The sequence below is a fragment of the Desulfosporosinus sp. Tol-M2 genome (assembly GCF_059735615.1).
The window spans coordinates 19,116-36,604 of the sequence record NZ_JCAIJG010000123.1 but is presented as its reverse complement, the minus strand read 5'-3'; the positions used below and the strand labels follow the sequence as shown (position 1 = coordinate 36,604).

Below are 17,489 nucleotides of genomic sequence, written 5' to 3'. Positions count from 1 at the left end.
CATTTTGTACCGGCGGGGATGTAGTATGGGAGGAAAAAGAATTAAGAGTGCAGGTTTACTGGAGGTATCCTCCCCCCCAAATAATAAGGATGTCGCGCAAGCCTGTAATTGCCGCGGTTAAGGGATATTGCATGGGAATGGGAAACTGTCTTGCCTACTTTAGTGATTTTACCATTGCCGCTGAGAATGCCGTTTTTGCCCAGGGTGGGCCGCGTGTGGCTAATCCTGTTGATGGTTATGTGGTAGCATACCTGGTAAGTGTGGTGGGCGCGAAAAAAGCACGTGAAATATATATGCTCTGCCGCCGGTATACGGCCCAAGAAGCACTTGAAATGAAACTGGTCAATACGGTAGTTCCTTTGGAAAAAATCGACGCGGAAGTTGACAAATGGAGTGAAGAAATACTGACCTTGAGCCCTGGGTGTATAGAAGTCCTCAAGGCGACTTTTGATATGGAAATCGATTATATGGCCGGATCATACGGCCAATTGGCCAGGTTAATGTTTCCCGACTGGTTTACCAGTTTGGAATCTAAAGAAGGTCCCCGGGCTTTTTTGGAAAAAAGAAGGCCCAACTTCTGGAAAATCCGCAAGGATGAGCTGAAAGCCAGGGGGAAAACTGATTTGTAAGGTGGAATACCACTTTTGTGCTATTGGTGTATGATTTGGGGAATTTATGATGCTAATAAATTCTTCAACCGCTCTGCGTAATGACTATGGTATGATTTCAAATTGGCTCACCAAACTGCCGAGCCGATTTATATTACAAAAAATGGTGAAGGCGATGTAGTGGTCATGAGCATTAATGCACTCGAGCAGCGAGAAAGAATGTTGGAGCACCGCGTAAAGGTTTTGGAGGCTGAGCTTTCACGCCTATCCGGAGAGCCAACTTATACTGTGACTGAAGTGAGAAATCCTGATTAAGATCTACATAAGGGATAATGCCGCCGGGAGTGTGACCAGGAGTATGCAGACAGTGCCGAGTCAGCTTCCCAATCTGAATGTCCAGATTTATTTCATTCCCCAATATTTTCAGGTACTTTTCGCCAAAATCCCACCAAAGTCCTGCTAAAGAATCCTCTGCAGTTCCACTAGCCCGGTTTATCATCCTTACCCTCCTTAACTAAGCGCGGAGACAGTTTTATAACCGCCCGTAACATTTAATACTTTGAATCCTTTTTGACTGAGTATCCGGTCCGCAATATAACCACGCAAGCCTACCTGGCAGTATTCAATGATAGTCTTGTTGGGATCTAGTTCCCAAATTCTTTCCCGTAAGCTGTCTATGGGTATATTTACGGCTCCAGCTATATGTCCGTTAGCAAATTCTTTCTGGCTGCGCACATCTACCAGGGTATAATCTTCATCCTTATACATTTCAATATCTTTCCAAGCTACCACATGGGTCATGTCTGCTAAAATATTCTGCGCTGCAAAACCAGCCATATTTACCGGATCTTTAGCCGAGGAAAATGGCGGAGCATACGCAAGTTCCAGTTCGGTTAAATCCTCCACTGTACCGTCCAGCCTTATCACGGCGGCAATAACATCAATTCTTTTATCAACCCCATCATAACCTATCGCCTGGGCCCCTAAGACTTTTCCCTGCCCATTGAATAGCAGTTTTAAAGTCATCGGCAAAGCTCCCGGATAATAGGAGGCATGGGATTCAGGATGAACGTATACTATTTGATAAGGCAGATCGGCTTTTTGCAGAACCCTTTCGTTGGCTCCGGTACTAGCCGCCGTTATGCCAAAAACTTTAATGATAGAAGTACCCTGGGTACCTTTATAAACTGAATGCAAGCCCGCCACGTTATCGGCCGCTATTCTGCCCTGCTTATTGGCCGGTCCGGCTAAAGGAATCGCCGTTTTCTGCTTTGTAATAAAATCAACTACTTCTACCGCGTCCCCCACCGCATAAACACAAGTCTGATTGGTTTCCATCTTTTCATTGACCAGGATGTGCCCACGGGGGCCCAACTCTAAGCCGCTGTCTTTAATAAAAGCTGTATCGGGGGCCACTCCTATAGCTAAAATTATTAAATCTGCATCCAGCTTAAGGTTACTATTCAAGGTAACTTCCACCTGATTACCTATTTCCTGAAAAGATTTAACTCCGTCGCTTAGTATAAGATTAATGCCCTGCTTAAGCAGTTCCTTTTCGAGCATTACCACCATATCATCATCAAATGGAGCCAGAATATGCGGAGCAGCTTCAACTAGAGTCACGTTCAGGCCTCTTTTCCGGAGATTTTCAGCCATCTCAATGCCTACAAGGCCACCGCCGATCACAACCGTGCTATTTACTCCCTGATGATCAACATAAAGTTTTATGGCATCAGTATCCGGAATATTGCGCAAGGTAAATATTCTTTTACTGTTTATACCTGAAATGTTAGGTCTTAACGCCTTAGCTCCCGGCGAGAGTATTAAATAGTCATACCTTTCTTCATATATTCCCCGGCTTTTGCTGTTCACGATAACCTTTTTGTCAGCTGTAACTACCTGAGTGACTTCACTGTTATTTCGAACATCGATATTGTACCTGGCGTGCATTGATTCCGGAGTTTGTACAAAGAGCTTGCTACGTTCCTTAATAGTTTCACCAATATAGTATGGCAGTCCGCAGTTGGCAAAAGAAATATACTCATCTCTTTCAAACATGATAATCTCAGCATTTTCATCCAACCTTCTGAGCCGGGCCGCCGCCGATGCTCCTCCAGCCACCCCGCCAACTATCAATACTTTTTTACCCACTTTTATACCTCCCATAATATTTTATGTTAAGCATATTCACCGGCATCCTCCTTGGGCAAAAGGCCTTAATTTCTCAACTATGTTTATATACCAGGAATACTCATTTTTGGTTAAACAACTTTAGAATGAAGACGGATTCTAACATTTTTGCAAGAGGTAATAAATCTAATTATCCCTTGATTTTATCGTACACCATCATAGTATATTATTCAATGTTCTTACTGCTTTCGGGCCAGTCACAACCTTTTCACGAAATGAGGGGCGAGCCTTAGAGTGGTTGCATCTTTTACTCATTATTGTCTCATCATTAACTATTTTTCAACCTTAAAAACTCAGTAGCTGCTTTTAGCCTGCGATCTGGGTCTGTAGATTTCAGTTCCTCTTCTAATACTTTTAAAGCCTCATTAAACAAATTATCCAACATAGTAGAATTCTCTTTGCTTATTACTGGTTTTTTGCGAATTATTTCATCTAACCCCGATTCTTCAATAGATTCCGGGTATTCACAGATAGTGTTTCGATTGTTAATTAGTCTCTGAATGCTACCTTCAAGATTAGAAAACTGTATTCGGTCTATCCATTCGACACTTCGTCTGTGGCACATTCCATCTTGTTCGTTGTCATACTGTGGCTCGTATGTGTAATCTCCTACTATTCCATAATAAGCCCAGTCTTTTTCAGCAATGATTACCACATCTCCTGTTTTCATGGTATTTACGAATGTATTAACTTGACCTAGTGCATTTCCCAGTTTATGTCCTGTTTTATTATATTCCTTTTCAAGCCTGTCACGTATTTCATCTTTGCTCACTTGGGTTAAATCCCCAATCCCCGGCCAACCAATACATACGAACTTCTCACCAATAAACTCTCTAAATCTTTCATTCCCATGTGGTTTTGTTTTCATTTGAAAAATTTTCATAAACTTACCTCGCTTTCATGTTATTCGTCACGCTTCGTAACGCTTCGTTAGGTTTAATATATCCCGCCAAATTTGTTGCTGTCAATAACTTTTTTCGTGACGATTCCCTACGAATACATAACGATAATAGAAAGCTATAAAATCAATAACCCTCTTTCATTGTACACCGATTCTCCGCCGCTACCGTTGCCACAACGGATAGCGCGGTCGAGCGCCATGATGGTTGCCACGGTGCCGTCGATTTTCTCAGCCGACTTTTCCTTGTCTGCTTTTATATTTCCGGCAGGGTCAGTACGGGCAAATATGTTGCCCATCATCCACCGAAGGACCGGGTGACCTCCGTGAGCGATTTTCTGTTCCAAGGTCAATTTCATCAGCTCTTGGCCGATTTCATTATCTGTAATTTGACAGAGCAAATAATTTCCTTGATTATGGTTAAATGATAAAGTATCAACTTAATACAGGGGGGTGAACTTAATTTGGAAAGAAAAGAAATTTATCTTGCCGGAGGATGCTTCTGGGGTACTGAAAAGTATTTGAAATCTATCCCGGGCGTCAAGAACACTGAAGTAGGCTATGCTAATGGGATGATACAAAATCCCAGTTATGAAGATGTTTGCCATAAGAATACGGGCCATGCGGAAACCGTCAGAGTTGAATATGACCCCAAATACATTGATCTAACTCACGTTATCAATTTATTTTTTCAAGTAATTGATCCGACTTCTGTCAACAGGCAGGGAAATGATGTCGGAAGCCAGTACAGAACAGGAATCTATTATGTGGATCCGAAGGATGAACCGATCATACTAGCTGCAGTTTCAGAACTCCAAAAGAAATATGACAGACGAATTGCTGTCGAGATTCTACCATTGATAAATTACTCTCCGGCTGAGGAATATCACCAGGATTACCTGACAAAGAATCCAAACGGCTATTGCCATATTGAAAGAGATGCCTTCGATAGAGCGCGCCAATCCATCGTCAATCCGTCTGACTACTCTATGCCGGAAGAGATAGAGCTTAGAAAGAAGCTAACGCAGCTGCAGTACCGGGTAACCCGAGAGAATACTACGGAAGAGCCTTATCAAAATGAATATTATGATCAGTTTTCTCCCGGGATTTATGTGGATATCGTAACCGGTGAGCCTCTGTTTTCATCTGCAGACAAATTTGATTCCTGTGGCTGGCCCGCTTTTTCAAAACCCATTGATCCCTCTGTTATTAATACTACATTAGACAAAACATGGGGAATGGTACGAGAAGAGGTCAGAAGCCGCATAGGCGACAATCATCTTGGTCATGTTTTCCCGGATGGGCCAGAGGAGTCCGGCGGCCTCCGCTACTGTATCAACAGCGCCTCGCTCCGCTTCATTCCCAAGGAAAACATGGAGGCAGAGGGGTACGGGAAATACCTGCCCAATATCGGATAAGTCCAAAAAGGTTCATAGTCTATTCATTGATTACAGGTCTCGTCCCATTAAACTTCCTCAAACGTTTAATCCATGTGTTCTCATAAGAGAAACCAACTTTTCACGGTTTGTATCCTCCATTGTAGTGAGAGGCAATCTGAGGTAATCCTTGCAGAAACCCAGAGCTGCCATAGCAGCCTTGACCGGAATAGGGTTTACTTCACAAAACAGTGCTTCTATAAGGGTATAAAGTATAAATTGCTGCTCTGCACTGCCGGTAATGTCACCTTTAAAGAAACGGGTGCAAATCTCACGTGTCTGTGCCGGCATTATGTTGGAAAGCACAGAAATGCCGCCAACTCCACCAAGAGCCATAAGTGGCACTATCTGATCGTCATTGCCTGAATATAAATCAAGCTTGCCGCGCACACGCGCCATCGTTTCTACAATTTTTGAAATGTTGCCATTTGCTTCTTTAATCCCTACTATATTTTCGTGTTCAGCTAATACCTCGTAGGTTGAAGGCTCAATATTGATACCTGTCCTTGAAGGAACATTATAGAGAATGATAGGCTTTGTACTCTTGTCGGCAATTTGATTAAACACTTTAATCAGGCCTTTTTGCGTAGCCTTGTTGTAATAAGGGGTAACCACGAGCATTGCATCCGCGCCTGCTTCGCAGGCAAAACGGGTGAGGTCATGCGCGTATTCAATGTCATTGCTGCCTGTTCCTGCTATGACCGGCACTCGGCCTTCCGCGCGCTGAACTGCAAACGTAATTGCTGCTCTGTGCTCAGCGTCAGTTAAGGTCGACGCTTCACCTGTGGTTCCACAAATCACCAGAGCATCAATCTCTTCGACAATTTGCCAATCGATCAATTTGCCAAACTGCTCATAATTAATTCCTGTTTCGTCCAGAGGGGTGATGAGAGCGGTAGCGATACCTTTGAAAACAGTGTTCTTTTTCATATTAATTTCACATCTCCTTTTATAAAAAAATAGCTGATACGGAATCAGCTACTAAATTACCCATATGGTTTTCCAATCATATTGTAATATAGATAGCTCTCCGCAAACGCGACAGTTGAACAAATCTTATTTTGTTCAACCAGCCCAGTCCCTACGTAATTGGAACCAACTTCGGCATCTACCCCTTTCACCAAAGCTACGGTCTTACGTAAACCTTTACAACTTTGGGTACTGATTGGAATCATGGAATTAGCGGTAAGCAGCTTTCCTTTCGATAATTCACTGACAGTCTTTGCTCCCGTGGACATTATAATATAGAACATCGCATCTACAAATTCTGCTCTCTGTTCCATTGACAGCCGATTAAGCCACGACCTCAATATTTTGTTCAAGTTCAGGCTTTCCTTGGTTAATCCATTCTCGTAAACAAAACTTTTACCTTTTACTTCCCATGAAAAGGCATTATGCTGCATGATGCCAGTTTCACAGCTGCCCACCACCTTGTATTCTTCGCTGTGCTCCAATAGCATGCCCACAACCGAAGATTTTGGTATTATTGTATTGATTTTGTCCAGTATTTTTTTATACCCTTTCCTTTGTATGACATTTATATGAAATCCGGGCCCGTCGTTGTTATAGACCCCGATTATTCTATCTTGAATATTGTTCATAATCAATTTGATTAACGTAACCTGATAATTTGATATTCTTATAACGTATTGACTGTGCAGTTTTTATCAGCAATCCCGGAATTTGGCTAAAAAAGGGATTATTGTCAAGCGGGGAAGGTTGAGCCATCTTTTTGCTGAGCCGTTCTGCCACTTTCGACAATGAAATTGCGCCCCTGTCCGTTTCCCGTGGGACGATCCCGTCAAATTCCACGTAGGCGAGTACGGACATTACCAGATTGTCAACTTCATTAAAACTGTCGCGTGCAAAGCTCAAGTCTCCACGCCAATTCAGATAATCAAATATATTTTGCATAATACTCCTTCAGACACCTATAATATAGTATTTACATCAAGATCTGACTGGTTAATCATTACCAGATAACGATTCCGGATAAACCCCTCATAAAGATTTTTGGAGATCTTTTCCTCGGTGGTTTTTGCCCGACCACACGCCTCCATTCTTATCGAACTTTACCAGCCCGCTGAAATGCCCTGTCGGCTAAAATACGGGATGTGGTACTATATATCCTGAACATTTTATGGACATGCTGAATAGTATACATCAAGAGCCTTCTCCGTCTTATTGGATTTCTAAATGAGGAGGCGAAAGAGGTATGTTGGAAGGGTTATTAAGATTGTTAGAGTTTTTTGTTGCATTATTAAGATTGATTATTTCATGGTTTGGAACCGCTGCGCAAGCGATGGCTTAATAGGGTGGTTTTGCCTAGGTTATATACCTAGGCCTTTCCCTTTGGCATATTCTACAAATTCAACCCACCCCAGCACATCCCTAAGCTACCTACAGTTCCTCCTTTTTCCGTTATGCACAAGGTGAAGATCCATCAGTGCTTTATTTGAATTGATAGGCAATACATAAACTGCAATTCATGCCACACGGAGCAATAAGATTTTCTTTCATTATAATTTTCGCCTTCCTGCTTCAATAATCGCAATAGCCCTGTTTGAAAATTTTGATCATGTATATTAGCCGCTTAATATATGCTTAGGGATTGCTACATCTAGCCTATCTCCACAATCCTACGGATGTTATCTATACTGTCCACTCAATCTTACTTCATTGTCAATTCTTTTTCTATCCCTCGATATGTTCACACAAACGCAAAAATACACTTTAGTTTAAATAGTCAATTCAGATGTAACCTGTCAAGCCCAGTAAAATAAAGGCTTATACCTTTGACATCAAGACGATCGTCTCAACGTGTTGGGCAACGAAGTGATACTAATACGCGTAATTATTGTTTTTGCGTAATGGTGCGACCCCCTATGAAGAAAAATTAAAGGGGTCGTTTGAAAAGTGCCTTCTTACCAATGTACTAAACTGCTACCGCAGTAGCCTCGTACCCCAAAGAAGTAATTGTTTATTTGCTTCTTTGTCGATCCTAGATGCTGCCTGTTTAATTCCTTTGCTTTCAGCATAGATTGGCAGATGATGTTTTCTCCGATAATCTCTTATCCAACGACAAACTGTGTTTTTATCTATTCCCATCTCCTCAGCAACACAGTTTGCTGATTTTCCGTTTCTAAGATGTGCTTCGCTGTTCGTTCTCTCATTTCTTCTGAATATTTACTGTTATTGCTCCCCATTTTTGTCCTCCTTTTGTATGCGTACAACTATAACATTGTGACTCAACAAAAGACGAACTGTTCCAAGTGCGGTTAGTAGCAAGAAGCTACATTCAGTTTGAGATACTGAAAATCTATTGCAAGTCTGTATTCTCTTTAATACCTTTACTTTTGTTTCTCCGCTGCTCCGATTCTTCCCGACGTTTTTTAGATTGATCCAGTAATTCTTTTTTCAATCTTTCTATTTCCGCCCTGACATAATATCATTGTAACAAATTTGAGTACTAATGGGACGACACGCGGGATAGCTAAAGGATAAGTTCTAACTGGTATTAGCTATCGTTCAGGTATTAATCGATACTTCGGAGCCGTGATACGCAGCAGAATAAAATAGAGGTAGTGGCCTGGGTTTTCTTCCTTATTAACCAGTACATATAAATGCCATTAAAAATAGGGCGTTTTACTCTTTATATTTCGGTCGTAACTTAGTCAACTTTTCAAAAGAAAAACGAGTTGCAACATAATTACAAGTTATATAAATTACAAATGTAATAAAGAATGAATATATATTATCCCAATGTTTTGGATGATAAATTCCTAGCCACTGAAAAATGGGCAGACCAACAAATGAAACTGGAATCAAAACCGCTATTTGTCCGAGGTTAAGGGTTTCAAAAATCCACCTGTCCGAGTTTAGGGGTTTTGAAAATCCGCCTGTCCAAAATGAAGGGTTTTGAAAACTCCTGCTGTCCGTTTAATAGGGTATATTTTAAATTAGCCCCCATAAACGCCAGAAAGCCCGCTATCAGCGGACTTTTTCATTGTATCAATTATTGAGTGATTTTATGCGTCCGCAACAAGGCATTGATACAATTTAATTATTCCTTTTTGAAATCTCCAAGGTGGGTGCAAATCCGTTTAGGTGGGTGCAAATGCCCAGAAAGCGCCGTATTCTTGGGGATTTTCGCTTTATCTGCCAGAGTGATCAGACTCTCAATGACAGCAGAAATCCCGCCCATATCCTTGAGGCACATTTCCTGCCGAGGCGGAAATACGAAAGTGTGACTCTCGAAAACAAGGCGGGATTTGTTTCATAGGTGCGGTTATGAGGGGGATGAGAGAAGCACCACATTTCTGTGATGCTTCTTACGGTGTTTATGCTTTTGTAGTCTTCCTGGCTTGGTACGAAATACTTTCAATTTCGGCTTTACAACACTTTTTATATTTAATGTTGCTTCCGCATGGGCACTTATCATTCAGCTCTACCTTCTTATAGAATCGTGGGTGAATTATGCTGTGGATATTCTCCGACCGAACTTCTTGTCGAATGATGAACAGCAAAATCTCTGCCATTAGTACAGCCACTTTTGATAATCCAATACAGTCAATAGCCATATCCATCAGGCTTTTGGTAAGTTTTGCTTTACTAGGATTTTTAAGGTCAAATGCGATTATTGTTTGTGACAGACCATCGTATTTGATATTATTATGCCCGATGCCGTTGCGGAGGAAACGGTTGGCTGGAATATTCAGCAGTTGTTGTAACGGTTCGGATAGTTGAACTTTTTCCAGCTTCATTCCGTTGTCCAAGGCTATGTATCGGCTATAATCGTTTGGCAATTTCTTGTACTTCCAATCTCCGAATAAATTATCGAAGGTAGAATTATAAACCTGAAAATCATTCCGCAGAGTAATATTATCGAGGCAAACCGGTATAAACATCAAAGACAAAAGAGTTTCATATGCGTCTTGGTAAAACGTCTTGATATCTCCAAATGAACATGTCGCAATTCCAACATCTTCCTTGTCCTTATTGTTAAAACGAATATATGTCTCAGCCGGAAGAATATTCGGATAAATGTCCATGAATGCGGAGAAAACGTAAATAACCCTTCTGTATGAAGCAATCACATCCTGCACTCCACCCATTTGCTCAACAAATAAATGCAGTTGCTCTCTATCGGTTTTTGAAAGGACTCCGAGCAAACTGGAAATGCAATCGTCTTGATTTGGCTCGTAAAACAGGTTTTTCGTTTCTTCCTGAACGACTTCCTGTAAACAATGGAGCGATTTGAGGTAATTATCACACTGATATGAATAATCGCCCATTTTGTTCCGTAAAGCAGTAGAGATAAAATCAACGCTGCCCTCATCAAGAAGTTGAAAAGCAATGCTACGCCATGCTTTCCACTCTTCCATATTCTTCACGAAATACTTCAGACGTTCGATGCGTTCCAGCATATCAACTTGATCTGCAGCTTCCAAAAACGGAGAACTGGCAATAAGATTACCGTCAAACTCCCGCACTTTTTTACAAGGCAATTCACCTGAAATATCAACCACATAATCAGCATTTAGGATTTTATGGGAAACGGAGTCGATGTCGCATTCTTCTGTTTTTGCGTTATACATATGGAGGCCGTATTCACCGGACGATGAACCCATAATGTAAACGCCTTTTATCAATGCCCGACAATTAGCACAGTGTACGCGAAATGGATATTCATTCAAGTATCCGCCATCCTCAATACGTAAATATGTTTTTTTACCGCATATAGGGCAGATTGCAACTTTCGGAATCACCATACGCCCCTCCACACATTTTTTCTATATTAAAAAAGGCACATAATCCGAAGATTACATGCCCTGACGCGAGGTTGGAGTTAGTGATTGCCAAAAATGGCAATCACGCTCTCTTTGGCAGCATCAACCATATGGTTGAACGCTTCCTTGGCACCGTCCGGATCCATTTTCAAGACGAAAATGGAAAAGACAAGTGTCCCACCCAGGGCAACAGAGACTTTCCAGTCAACGACCTTAGAGTCCATAGCCGTACCTCCTTTCCGGGACTTGCGTCCCAAGAATAAAAATGGCCGACTATGTTGCCCTACGTCAGTAGCATTATATAATAAAAGCTACAGCTATTCAATCTTATAAATGTAAATTATTACCTTAATAATGCTTTTCGTAATTACACCGTCAATCTCACCCCACCGAGAAAGCAGAATGTCAGCTTGCCTTGCGGGGTTACTTCTATTTTCTCCAGAACGGCAAGCGAGAAGGCATAGTTGAATTCTTTGATTGTTCCCATCTCATCGAGAATTCGGCTGAGTTCAGTGGCGCGGTATCGCAGAAGGATATCGTCCGTGGTGTCGGCAGTGCGCTTGAGCGTTGCCTGGTATCTCTGCTTTTTACTGACCAACAGATTCCACCCACGGATAAACGCTTTTTCCGACTTGCCTGCCTCTATCTCTATGTCAGTGCAAAGCATTTGTCGTGGCTGTGGCAGCTTGCGTTTGTTTCTCCTGTAATACTTTACCCATCTGTTATTCGCGTCAACATCCCGAAGGGGCTGACCTCTCGGTATAAACTCCATCCCGTTGACAGGAGTACCGTTACCTCCATGATAACTGCTGCACCTCCAGTATTTTTTGCCTTTCACGGATTTTACCTTGGACTCAAGAAGAACATAGGTATGGCCGCAGGTTTGGCATACGAGTCTGCCGGACAGAGGGAATTCTTCGGAACCCGGTCTGTAGATGGTCACGCTATGCTCCTTGCAGTAGTTTTCTCTCCGGTGCTGTTCCGCAGCGGCAAGTTCCCATACGTCCCGCTCCACGATTGCCGGTATGCTGTTCTCCGCATAATACTGCGGAAGTATTCCATCGTTTTTGATACGGCGGTGGCTGATTGGATCGGCAATCAGTGTTTTCTGGAACAGCGTATCACCCTTGTATTTTTCATTGCGTAAGATTTTACGCACTACGCTCAGATGCCACACATTGTTGCCCCTCTCCGTCGGTACTCCCTCGGCGGTAAGCCTTTCGGCAATCTGTGTAGCAGTGAACCCGGAGATATAATCTGTATATATTCGCCTCACCACTGTGGCTTCATCCTCGTTGATAGTAATGACTCGCTTTTTCTGGGAGTAGCCGTAGAACTTGCCGAGAGGCAGACTGCCCGCTTCGCCTTTTTCATATTTCCGGCGGACACCCCATTTTACATTCTCCGACATATTCGTGCTCTCATTTTGTGAAAGTGCCGAAATAAGTGTCAGAAGAAGCTCACCCTCAGGGTTGATGGAATGGATATCCTCCTTTTCAAAAAAGACATCAATCCCGAGACTCCGCAGCTCCCTCGTATATACAAGAGTGTCTACGGTGTTGCGGCCGAAGCGGGAGACGCTCTTGGTGATGATCCCATTTATCTTCCCGGCGCGGCAGTCTTCCATCATCTGCAGAAAGCCTTCCCGCTTATCAACCTGAGTGCCGGAAATGCCCTCATCCGCATAGATGCCTACGAAATCGCAACTGGCATCTTCGGTGAGGGCTTTCTCATAGTACTCCTTTTGCGCGGAGAGACTGTTCAGTTGTTCGTCCTTGTCCGAGGAAACACGGCAGTAAGCCCCCATACGCTTCAGAGGACTGTCGTCGGTTCGTTCAGTCGATACCGAACGGAACAAGGGTATAATCCGTTTTGTCTCCATTTTGGACCTCCTTCACCGTCCAGTGCCCGGCGCTGTGTTCCTCTCCGGCAATCTCAAAGAGTATGTTCTCCCGCAATGGGATGCCTGGACAGGCAGACTTGCCCTTGGAAAGGTATGTCCCGCATTGCCAGTTCACGCACCACTGACTTTTCTGTCTCCGCAGGACCTTTCCGCAATTTGGACAATGCAATCTGCCGGAAAAAGGATAGGTCTTCGTTTTTCTTTCCTCAATGCGGGCATTCGCTTTCTCCCACACCTTTGTGGTGACGATGGAGGGATTGTTGCCCTCCACATAGAATTTGCTGTACGCACCGTCGTTGGTGATCTGAATTCCTCTTAAATCCACATAGCTTTTCTGCAAAAGGCAGTCGCCTTTGTACTTTTCGTTTTTGATTATCCGCAGCACCCGGTGATCGGACCAGGGATAGCCCGTATCGGTGGGGATGCCGTCCGCAGTCAGCTCCTCCGCAATTTCCGCTGGCGGCGAACCATCTATATATCTATGGTAGATACGGCGTACTACTTCCGCCTGGGTCTCTTCTATAAGCCATTCTCCGACGGCACCTTCGGTATAACCGTAAACGCGGGATGGATTGACAAGGCTTTCTCCGCCTTCGTACTTCTTGCGGATAGACCAGCGGACATTAGTCCGCACCTGTTTCCGCTCCTCCTCGGCAAAAACCGCGTAGAGGAACATCATGAGCTCACCCTCTTCGGAGATGGAGTAAATGTTCTCATTTTCGAAATAAACACAGATGCCGAGGTCGTTCAACGTCCGTACTGCTTTCAGGAAAAACAGCGTATTTCTCGCAAAGCGGGATATCGACTTCGTAACGATGAGGTCGATTTTTCCTTCCTCCGCCGCTCTCATCATAGCATCAAAGCCGGGGCGTTCCTCCTTGCTGCCGGAGATTCCCTCATCGGCAAATATGCCGATAAAGATACAGTCCGGGCGGTTTGAAAGCAGTGTCATGTAATACTCCCTTTGTGCCTCAAGTGAGAGGAGCTGGGCATCGTGTCCCGTGGATACTCTCACATAAGCACAGACCCGTTGAAAAGCGGGAGCGTCATTCTTTTTCGGAAACTGCACTTCCGTCACTTTCTTTTGCTCGTTTGACATAGCTTCTCACACCCCTTTCTATTATCCAAGGGAGTTCCGAGCCATCCCGCAGAATGAACTTTACGGTCATATCATGGTATATGATCATGTGGTTGACCGCAGCCTGCCATAAAAGCGGGTCGAACTGCGTAAGCAGGGTTTTCTGCTTTCTCAGCAGTTTCAGAAAACTCTTGACCTGGCTCTTTTTTGCCGCGCACAAAGCGATTTTCGAATTCATTTCCTGACGCTCCCTTTGGAGATCATCCAGAACCGCAATATACTTGTTATATTGCTCATTAACCCTATCGAGGTCACTGTCGCTTTTACTTCGCTTGAACAGAAATTCGCGTGTCCGTTCCGTTTCATCCTCGATGCGCTTATCCAGTTCATCACGGCGGCGGACATATTCGGAATCATCAGTAATGGCGGCAAGACAGATGCGGTAGTTTTCCGCAATCTCGTCCTTTCGTGCAAGCAGGCTGTTGAAGGCATCCATAAAGCATTTCTCGATTGATTCAGTCTTGACTGTCGGTGTGGTGCAGTATTTTCGCTTCGTGAACTTGTTGTTGCAATGCCACTCATAAGTGCGGTAAGCCGTATTGCTGTGCCAGACTTTCCGCCCATAGAATCCTCCGCAGTCCCCGCAGATGATTCTGCCGGAGAACGGCGAAACGCACCGCATAAATCCGCCGGCGGCTTTCCGTCTGGCAAACTCCTCCTGCACCATTTCAAAAGTCTCCGCGGAAACGATAGGAGGATGATTATTTTCAATATAGTATTGGGGATATTCGCCTTCGTTTAATTTAGTCCTCTTAGTAAGAAAATCTACGGTAAAGCGTTTTTGAAGTATTGCGTCCCCCTTATATTTCTCGTTATGTAGGATGCTTTTTACCACGCTTGCTTGCCATACCTTCTTTTTCATCGGGGTCGGGATACCTTCCTCGGTGAGGCGGGCGGCAATATCGAAGGCAGTCTTTCCAGCAGGAAATTCGCTGTAAATGTGTCGGATGATTTCAGCCTGCTCCTCAACAATCCGCGAATTGCCGTCTTCGCCCATCTCATATCCGAGGAAAGAACTGTAGGCGAATGTCACTTTTCCGTCCGCAAATGTTTTTCTGCGACCCCACGCGGTATTGGAGGCAATGTTTCGCACCTCTTCCTGAGCCAAACTGGAAAGAATCGTCAATAGCAATTCTCCCTTGGAGTCAAGAGTATAGATATTCTCTTTCTCAAAGAAAATTTCTACGCCCTTGTCCTTCAGTGAACGGACTGTGGTAAGGCTGTCCACTGTGTTGCGGGCAAATCGGCTGACCGATTTTGTAAGGATGAGGTCAATCCTGCCGTCGAGAGCATCCTGCACCATGCGGTTGAAACCGTCACGCTTTTTCATGTTGGTGCCGGTGATCCCCTCGTCTGCGTAAACCTCGACGAATTCCCATTCTGGGTTGGATTTGATGTATTGGGTGTAGTAATCGACCTGTGCATCATAGCTGCTTATCTGCTCGTCCTTGTCAGTCGAAACACGGGCATAGGCCGCAACTTTTCTCCTTTTTATCATTCCCGGCAGTGATGCTGAAAAGCTGGTGGGCTTGGCCGGAATGACTGTTATCGTTTTTCCGCTCACTGATTACACCTCCTTGCTGTGGCTTGACGCGCTTTTTCCCGCATCTCAGGAGTCCAGCTTTCACTGCGCGATCTGTCCTGCCAGATGTATTCGGCTACGGACCCGTCTTTGAAAATGAACCGTAAAATATTACTGGGCATCGCATCAATGCGTTTAACCTTAGCAGTGAAACACTCTTCACTGAAGGTTCCCTCTCCAAGGGCGCCGGCTATCACGCGTTTAATTGTTCCCTCCGGGATGGCTTTAGACGCGCAGTAGCTTTTACCCTTCGTGTTGAATGTCGAGCAGCACCATACGATATTGTACGGAGTTGTTTTGCGGCGATAGTTTTTTCCGCAGATTCCGCAGCGTATCTTCTTGGTGAAAACGCTTGCTGTACCGCTCTTCTGAGTGTGCTTTTCAGCCCTAAACGCTATTTCCTTTTGAACTGCTTCAAAGGTATCCTTTGAAACGATTGGTTCATGATTATCGGAAACATAGTATTGAGGGAGTTGTCCGGTATTCGGAGACTGCCGTTTCGACAGATGATCTGAACTGACCTTTTTCTGCAGGAGCAGATCCCCCATATACTTTTCATTACGCAGAATATTGCGGATGGTGTCGTGATGCCAGATTGAAATCTTCTCCGAAGAGATGCCGTTTTCATTTAGAGTGTTGGCGATTCCCTGCGCTCCGCAGCCGGAAAGGTAAAGGTTAAAAATCTCTTGCACGATAACTGCCTCGTCCGGGATTACAGTGATTACACCGTTGACCAGACGGTAGCCGAGCATCGTGCAGGTGTTGGGTTGCCCTTGCTCAAAGCCCTTGCGAATCCTCCATTTACAATTATCGCTGCATGAGAGGCTTTCTTCCTGCGCAACCGAAGCCATAAGCGTAAGCATGAGTTCTCCTTCTTCGCTGACGGAATCCATATTCTGATCTTCAAAGAAAACATTGATTCCAAGTTCCTTGAGTTCCCGTGTGGTTTCCAGAAGAGTTACCGTATTGCGGGCAAACCGTGAAATGGATTTCGTAATTACCACATCGACATGTCCGCTCCGGCAGTCGGCAAGGAGCTGCTGAAACTGTTCACGGCTGTCTTTTGTGCCGGTCTTTGCCTCGTCAGCGTATACCCCCGCAAATTCCCATTCAGGGTTGTTAATGATGTAATTGCGGTAAAAGTCTATCTGCGCTGCCAGGGAATGCAGCATGGTCTCCTTGTCGCATGACACCCTGGCATAAGCCGCTACGCGCTTTTTAACGGTAATAAGCCTTGCCTCGGGAGTGATGTTTATGATTCGTTTTTTCATATAGTGCCTCCTTTGGTAGTGGACATATTACCGTCAATGTTTGTTATTATCCAGTCATATTTGAAAACTATCGCACACAAATACCGGTGAATATTTCGCCCTCAGAATTGTATCAATTACCCGGTAGTCGTCCTCAGATATTAGCCCTTCAGAAAGCATACTTTTGAAAGGCGAGAGGCTCGCATGATACATCAGTTCTCTGTCCAGCCGCTCTTTTGTCACGACGGGTCACCGCCCTTGAAGCGAATGGATACATAGCAGCTGTGGGAACAATATTTCCGCGTTGTATTGCCATAAGCCGTAAACGGCTTTCCGCAGGCTTCACATACATAGCTGTGAACGGCTCCGTTTTTTATATCTGCGTGGTGTTTTACCCACCATGTTTTACGGCATTCATCCGTGCAAAAACGGCGCCTTTTATGTTTCCCGGACTGTACTATGGGTTTTCCACACTGCGGACAGACGCTTTCTACGGCAGAATCGCTTCGTTTTCCCGCCAGGCCATTACGCTGGCAGTAGCTTTTAACCGTATCCTTTGAAATGCCGAGTCTGTCTGCTACAGCTGTATAGCCAAGCCCCTGCAGACGCAGAGTCCTGATCTGTTCTTTCTGGTTATCCGTCATAAGAAAACCACCTCCTGCCTTGTAGCCTTGGGAGGAGGTGGAAAAGGACGT

Annotated in this window: 17 protein-coding genes, 2 pseudogenes and 1 riboswitch; of the genes and pseudogenes, 4 read left to right on the top strand and 15 right to left on the bottom strand. The window is 44.3% G+C overall.

Features of this window, described 5'->3' with window-relative positions:
* On the top strand, positions 1–629 hold a 629-nt coding region (locus tag AC6I5A_RS09670), incomplete at its 5' end, for an enoyl-CoA hydratase-related protein (protein ID WP_052168008.1).
* Between the two features lie 102 nt (positions 630–731).
* Entirely contained in the window at positions 732–923 is a 192-nt protein-coding gene (locus tag AC6I5A_RS09665; protein ID WP_497900639.1) for a type II toxin-antitoxin system prevent-host-death family antitoxin, read from the top strand.
* Between the two features lie 195 nt (positions 924–1,118).
* Here AC6I5A_RS09665 and AC6I5A_RS09660 read toward each other — a convergent pair whose 3' ends face one another.
* The 3 genes and pseudogenes from AC6I5A_RS09660 to AC6I5A_RS09650 all read right to left on the bottom strand — a co-directional run.
* The gene (locus AC6I5A_RS09660) at positions 1,119–2,759 is read right to left on the bottom strand and encodes an FAD-dependent oxidoreductase (RefSeq protein WP_497900638.1); all 1,641 of its coding nucleotides are present in this window, start codon (positions 2,757–2,759) and stop codon (positions 1,119–1,121) included.
* A gap of 307 nt (positions 2,760–3,066) precedes the next feature.
* The gene (locus AC6I5A_RS09655; RefSeq protein WP_052168007.1) at positions 3,067–3,681 is read right to left on the bottom strand and encodes a DUF8426 domain-containing protein; all 615 of its coding nucleotides are present in this window, start codon (positions 3,679–3,681) and stop codon (positions 3,067–3,069) included.
* Positions 3,682–3,815: 134 nt separating this feature from the next.
* Positions 3,816–4,064 (bottom strand): annotated as a pseudogene (locus tag AC6I5A_RS09650) (terminase TerL endonuclease subunit); the annotation flags it as partial.
* Between the two features lie 96 nt (positions 4,065–4,160).
* Between AC6I5A_RS09650 and msrA the strand changes: the two are divergent.
* On the top strand, positions 4,161–5,114 hold the full coding sequence (msrA, locus tag AC6I5A_RS09645; protein ID WP_034615001.1) for a peptide-methionine (S)-S-oxide reductase MsrA: 954 nt from the start codon (positions 4,161–4,163) through the stop codon (positions 5,112–5,114).
* 57 nt (positions 5,115–5,171) lie between these two features.
* Here msrA and dapA read toward each other — a convergent pair whose 3' ends face one another.
* The 4 genes and pseudogenes from dapA to AC6I5A_RS09625 all read right to left on the bottom strand — a co-directional run bounded on the left by dapA (position 5,172) and on the right by AC6I5A_RS09625 (position 8,318).
* Positions 5,172–6,062: a 4-hydroxy-tetrahydrodipicolinate synthase gene (gene dapA, locus AC6I5A_RS09640; protein WP_034614998.1), complete on the bottom strand. Its 891-nt coding sequence runs from the start codon at positions 6,060–6,062 to the stop codon at positions 5,172–5,174.
* An 85-nt stretch (positions 6,063–6,147) separates the two neighbouring features.
* A riboswitch (Lysine riboswitch) is annotated at positions 6,148–6,289 on the bottom strand.
* 150 nt (positions 6,290–6,439) lie between these two features.
* Positions 6,440–6,733: pseudogene (locus AC6I5A_RS09635) on the bottom strand (Mbeg1-like protein); the annotation flags it as partial.
* Positions 6,714–7,046 (bottom strand): hypothetical protein, encoded by a 333-nt coding sequence (locus AC6I5A_RS09630; RefSeq protein WP_052168005.1) that lies wholly within the window; start codon positions 7,044–7,046, stop codon positions 6,714–6,716. The gene AC6I5A_RS09630 and the pseudogene AC6I5A_RS09635, both read right to left, overlap by 20 nt.
* Positions 7,047–8,075: 1,029 nt before the next feature.
* Positions 8,076–8,318 (bottom strand): helix-turn-helix domain-containing protein, encoded by a 243-nt coding sequence (locus AC6I5A_RS09625; protein ID WP_497900650.1) that lies wholly within the window; start codon positions 8,316–8,318, stop codon positions 8,076–8,078.
* Between the two features lie 931 nt (positions 8,319–9,249).
* Between AC6I5A_RS09625 and AC6I5A_RS09620 the strand changes: the two genes are divergently transcribed.
* Complete coding sequence (locus AC6I5A_RS09620) at positions 9,250–9,414, top strand: hypothetical protein (RefSeq protein WP_497900637.1); 165 nt, start codon at positions 9,250–9,252, stop codon at positions 9,412–9,414.
* Positions 9,415–9,472: 58 nt separating this feature from the next.
* On the opposite strand, the gene AC6I5A_RS09615 is transcribed toward AC6I5A_RS09620, so the two are convergent.
* From AC6I5A_RS09615 to AC6I5A_RS09580, 8 genes are all read right to left on the bottom strand, one after another.
* Positions 9,473–10,903, bottom strand: coding sequence for a YecA family protein (locus AC6I5A_RS09615; protein ID WP_034614996.1), 1,431 nt, complete (start codon positions 10,901–10,903; stop codon positions 9,473–9,475).
* Positions 10,904–10,980: 77 nt separating this feature from the next.
* Entirely contained in the window at positions 10,981–11,145 is a 165-nt protein-coding gene (locus AC6I5A_RS09610; protein WP_497900636.1) for a hypothetical protein, read from the bottom strand.
* 143 nt (positions 11,146–11,288) lie between these two features.
* Positions 11,289–12,803, bottom strand: a complete 1,515-nt coding sequence (locus AC6I5A_RS09605) for a recombinase family protein (protein WP_052168004.1) — start codon at positions 12,801–12,803, stop codon at positions 11,289–11,291.
* Complete coding sequence (locus AC6I5A_RS09600; RefSeq protein ID WP_052168003.1) at positions 12,757–13,923, bottom strand: recombinase family protein; 1,167 nt, start codon at positions 13,921–13,923, stop codon at positions 12,757–12,759. Before AC6I5A_RS09600 ends, AC6I5A_RS09605 begins: the two co-directional genes overlap by 47 nt.
* Positions 13,871–15,526, bottom strand: a complete 1,656-nt coding sequence (locus tag AC6I5A_RS09595; RefSeq protein WP_034614995.1) for a recombinase family protein — start codon at positions 15,524–15,526, stop codon at positions 13,871–13,873. Before AC6I5A_RS09595 ends, AC6I5A_RS09600 begins: the two co-directional genes overlap by 53 nt.
* Positions 15,523–16,815, bottom strand: a complete 1,293-nt coding sequence (locus AC6I5A_RS09590; RefSeq protein ID WP_034614993.1) for a recombinase family protein — start codon at positions 16,813–16,815, stop codon at positions 15,523–15,525. Before AC6I5A_RS09590 ends, AC6I5A_RS09595 begins: the two co-directional genes overlap by 4 nt.
* Positions 16,816–16,869: 54 nt before the next feature.
* Complete coding sequence (locus tag AC6I5A_RS09585; RefSeq protein WP_497900635.1) at positions 16,870–17,037, bottom strand: SHOCT domain-containing protein; 168 nt, start codon at positions 17,035–17,037, stop codon at positions 16,870–16,872.
* On the bottom strand, positions 17,034–17,438 hold the full coding sequence (locus tag AC6I5A_RS09580) for a DNA gyrase inhibitor YacG (protein ID WP_034614992.1): 405 nt from the start codon (positions 17,436–17,438) through the stop codon (positions 17,034–17,036). Before AC6I5A_RS09580 ends, AC6I5A_RS09585 begins: the two co-directional genes overlap by 4 nt.
* Positions 17,439–17,489 lie beyond the last annotated feature (51 nt).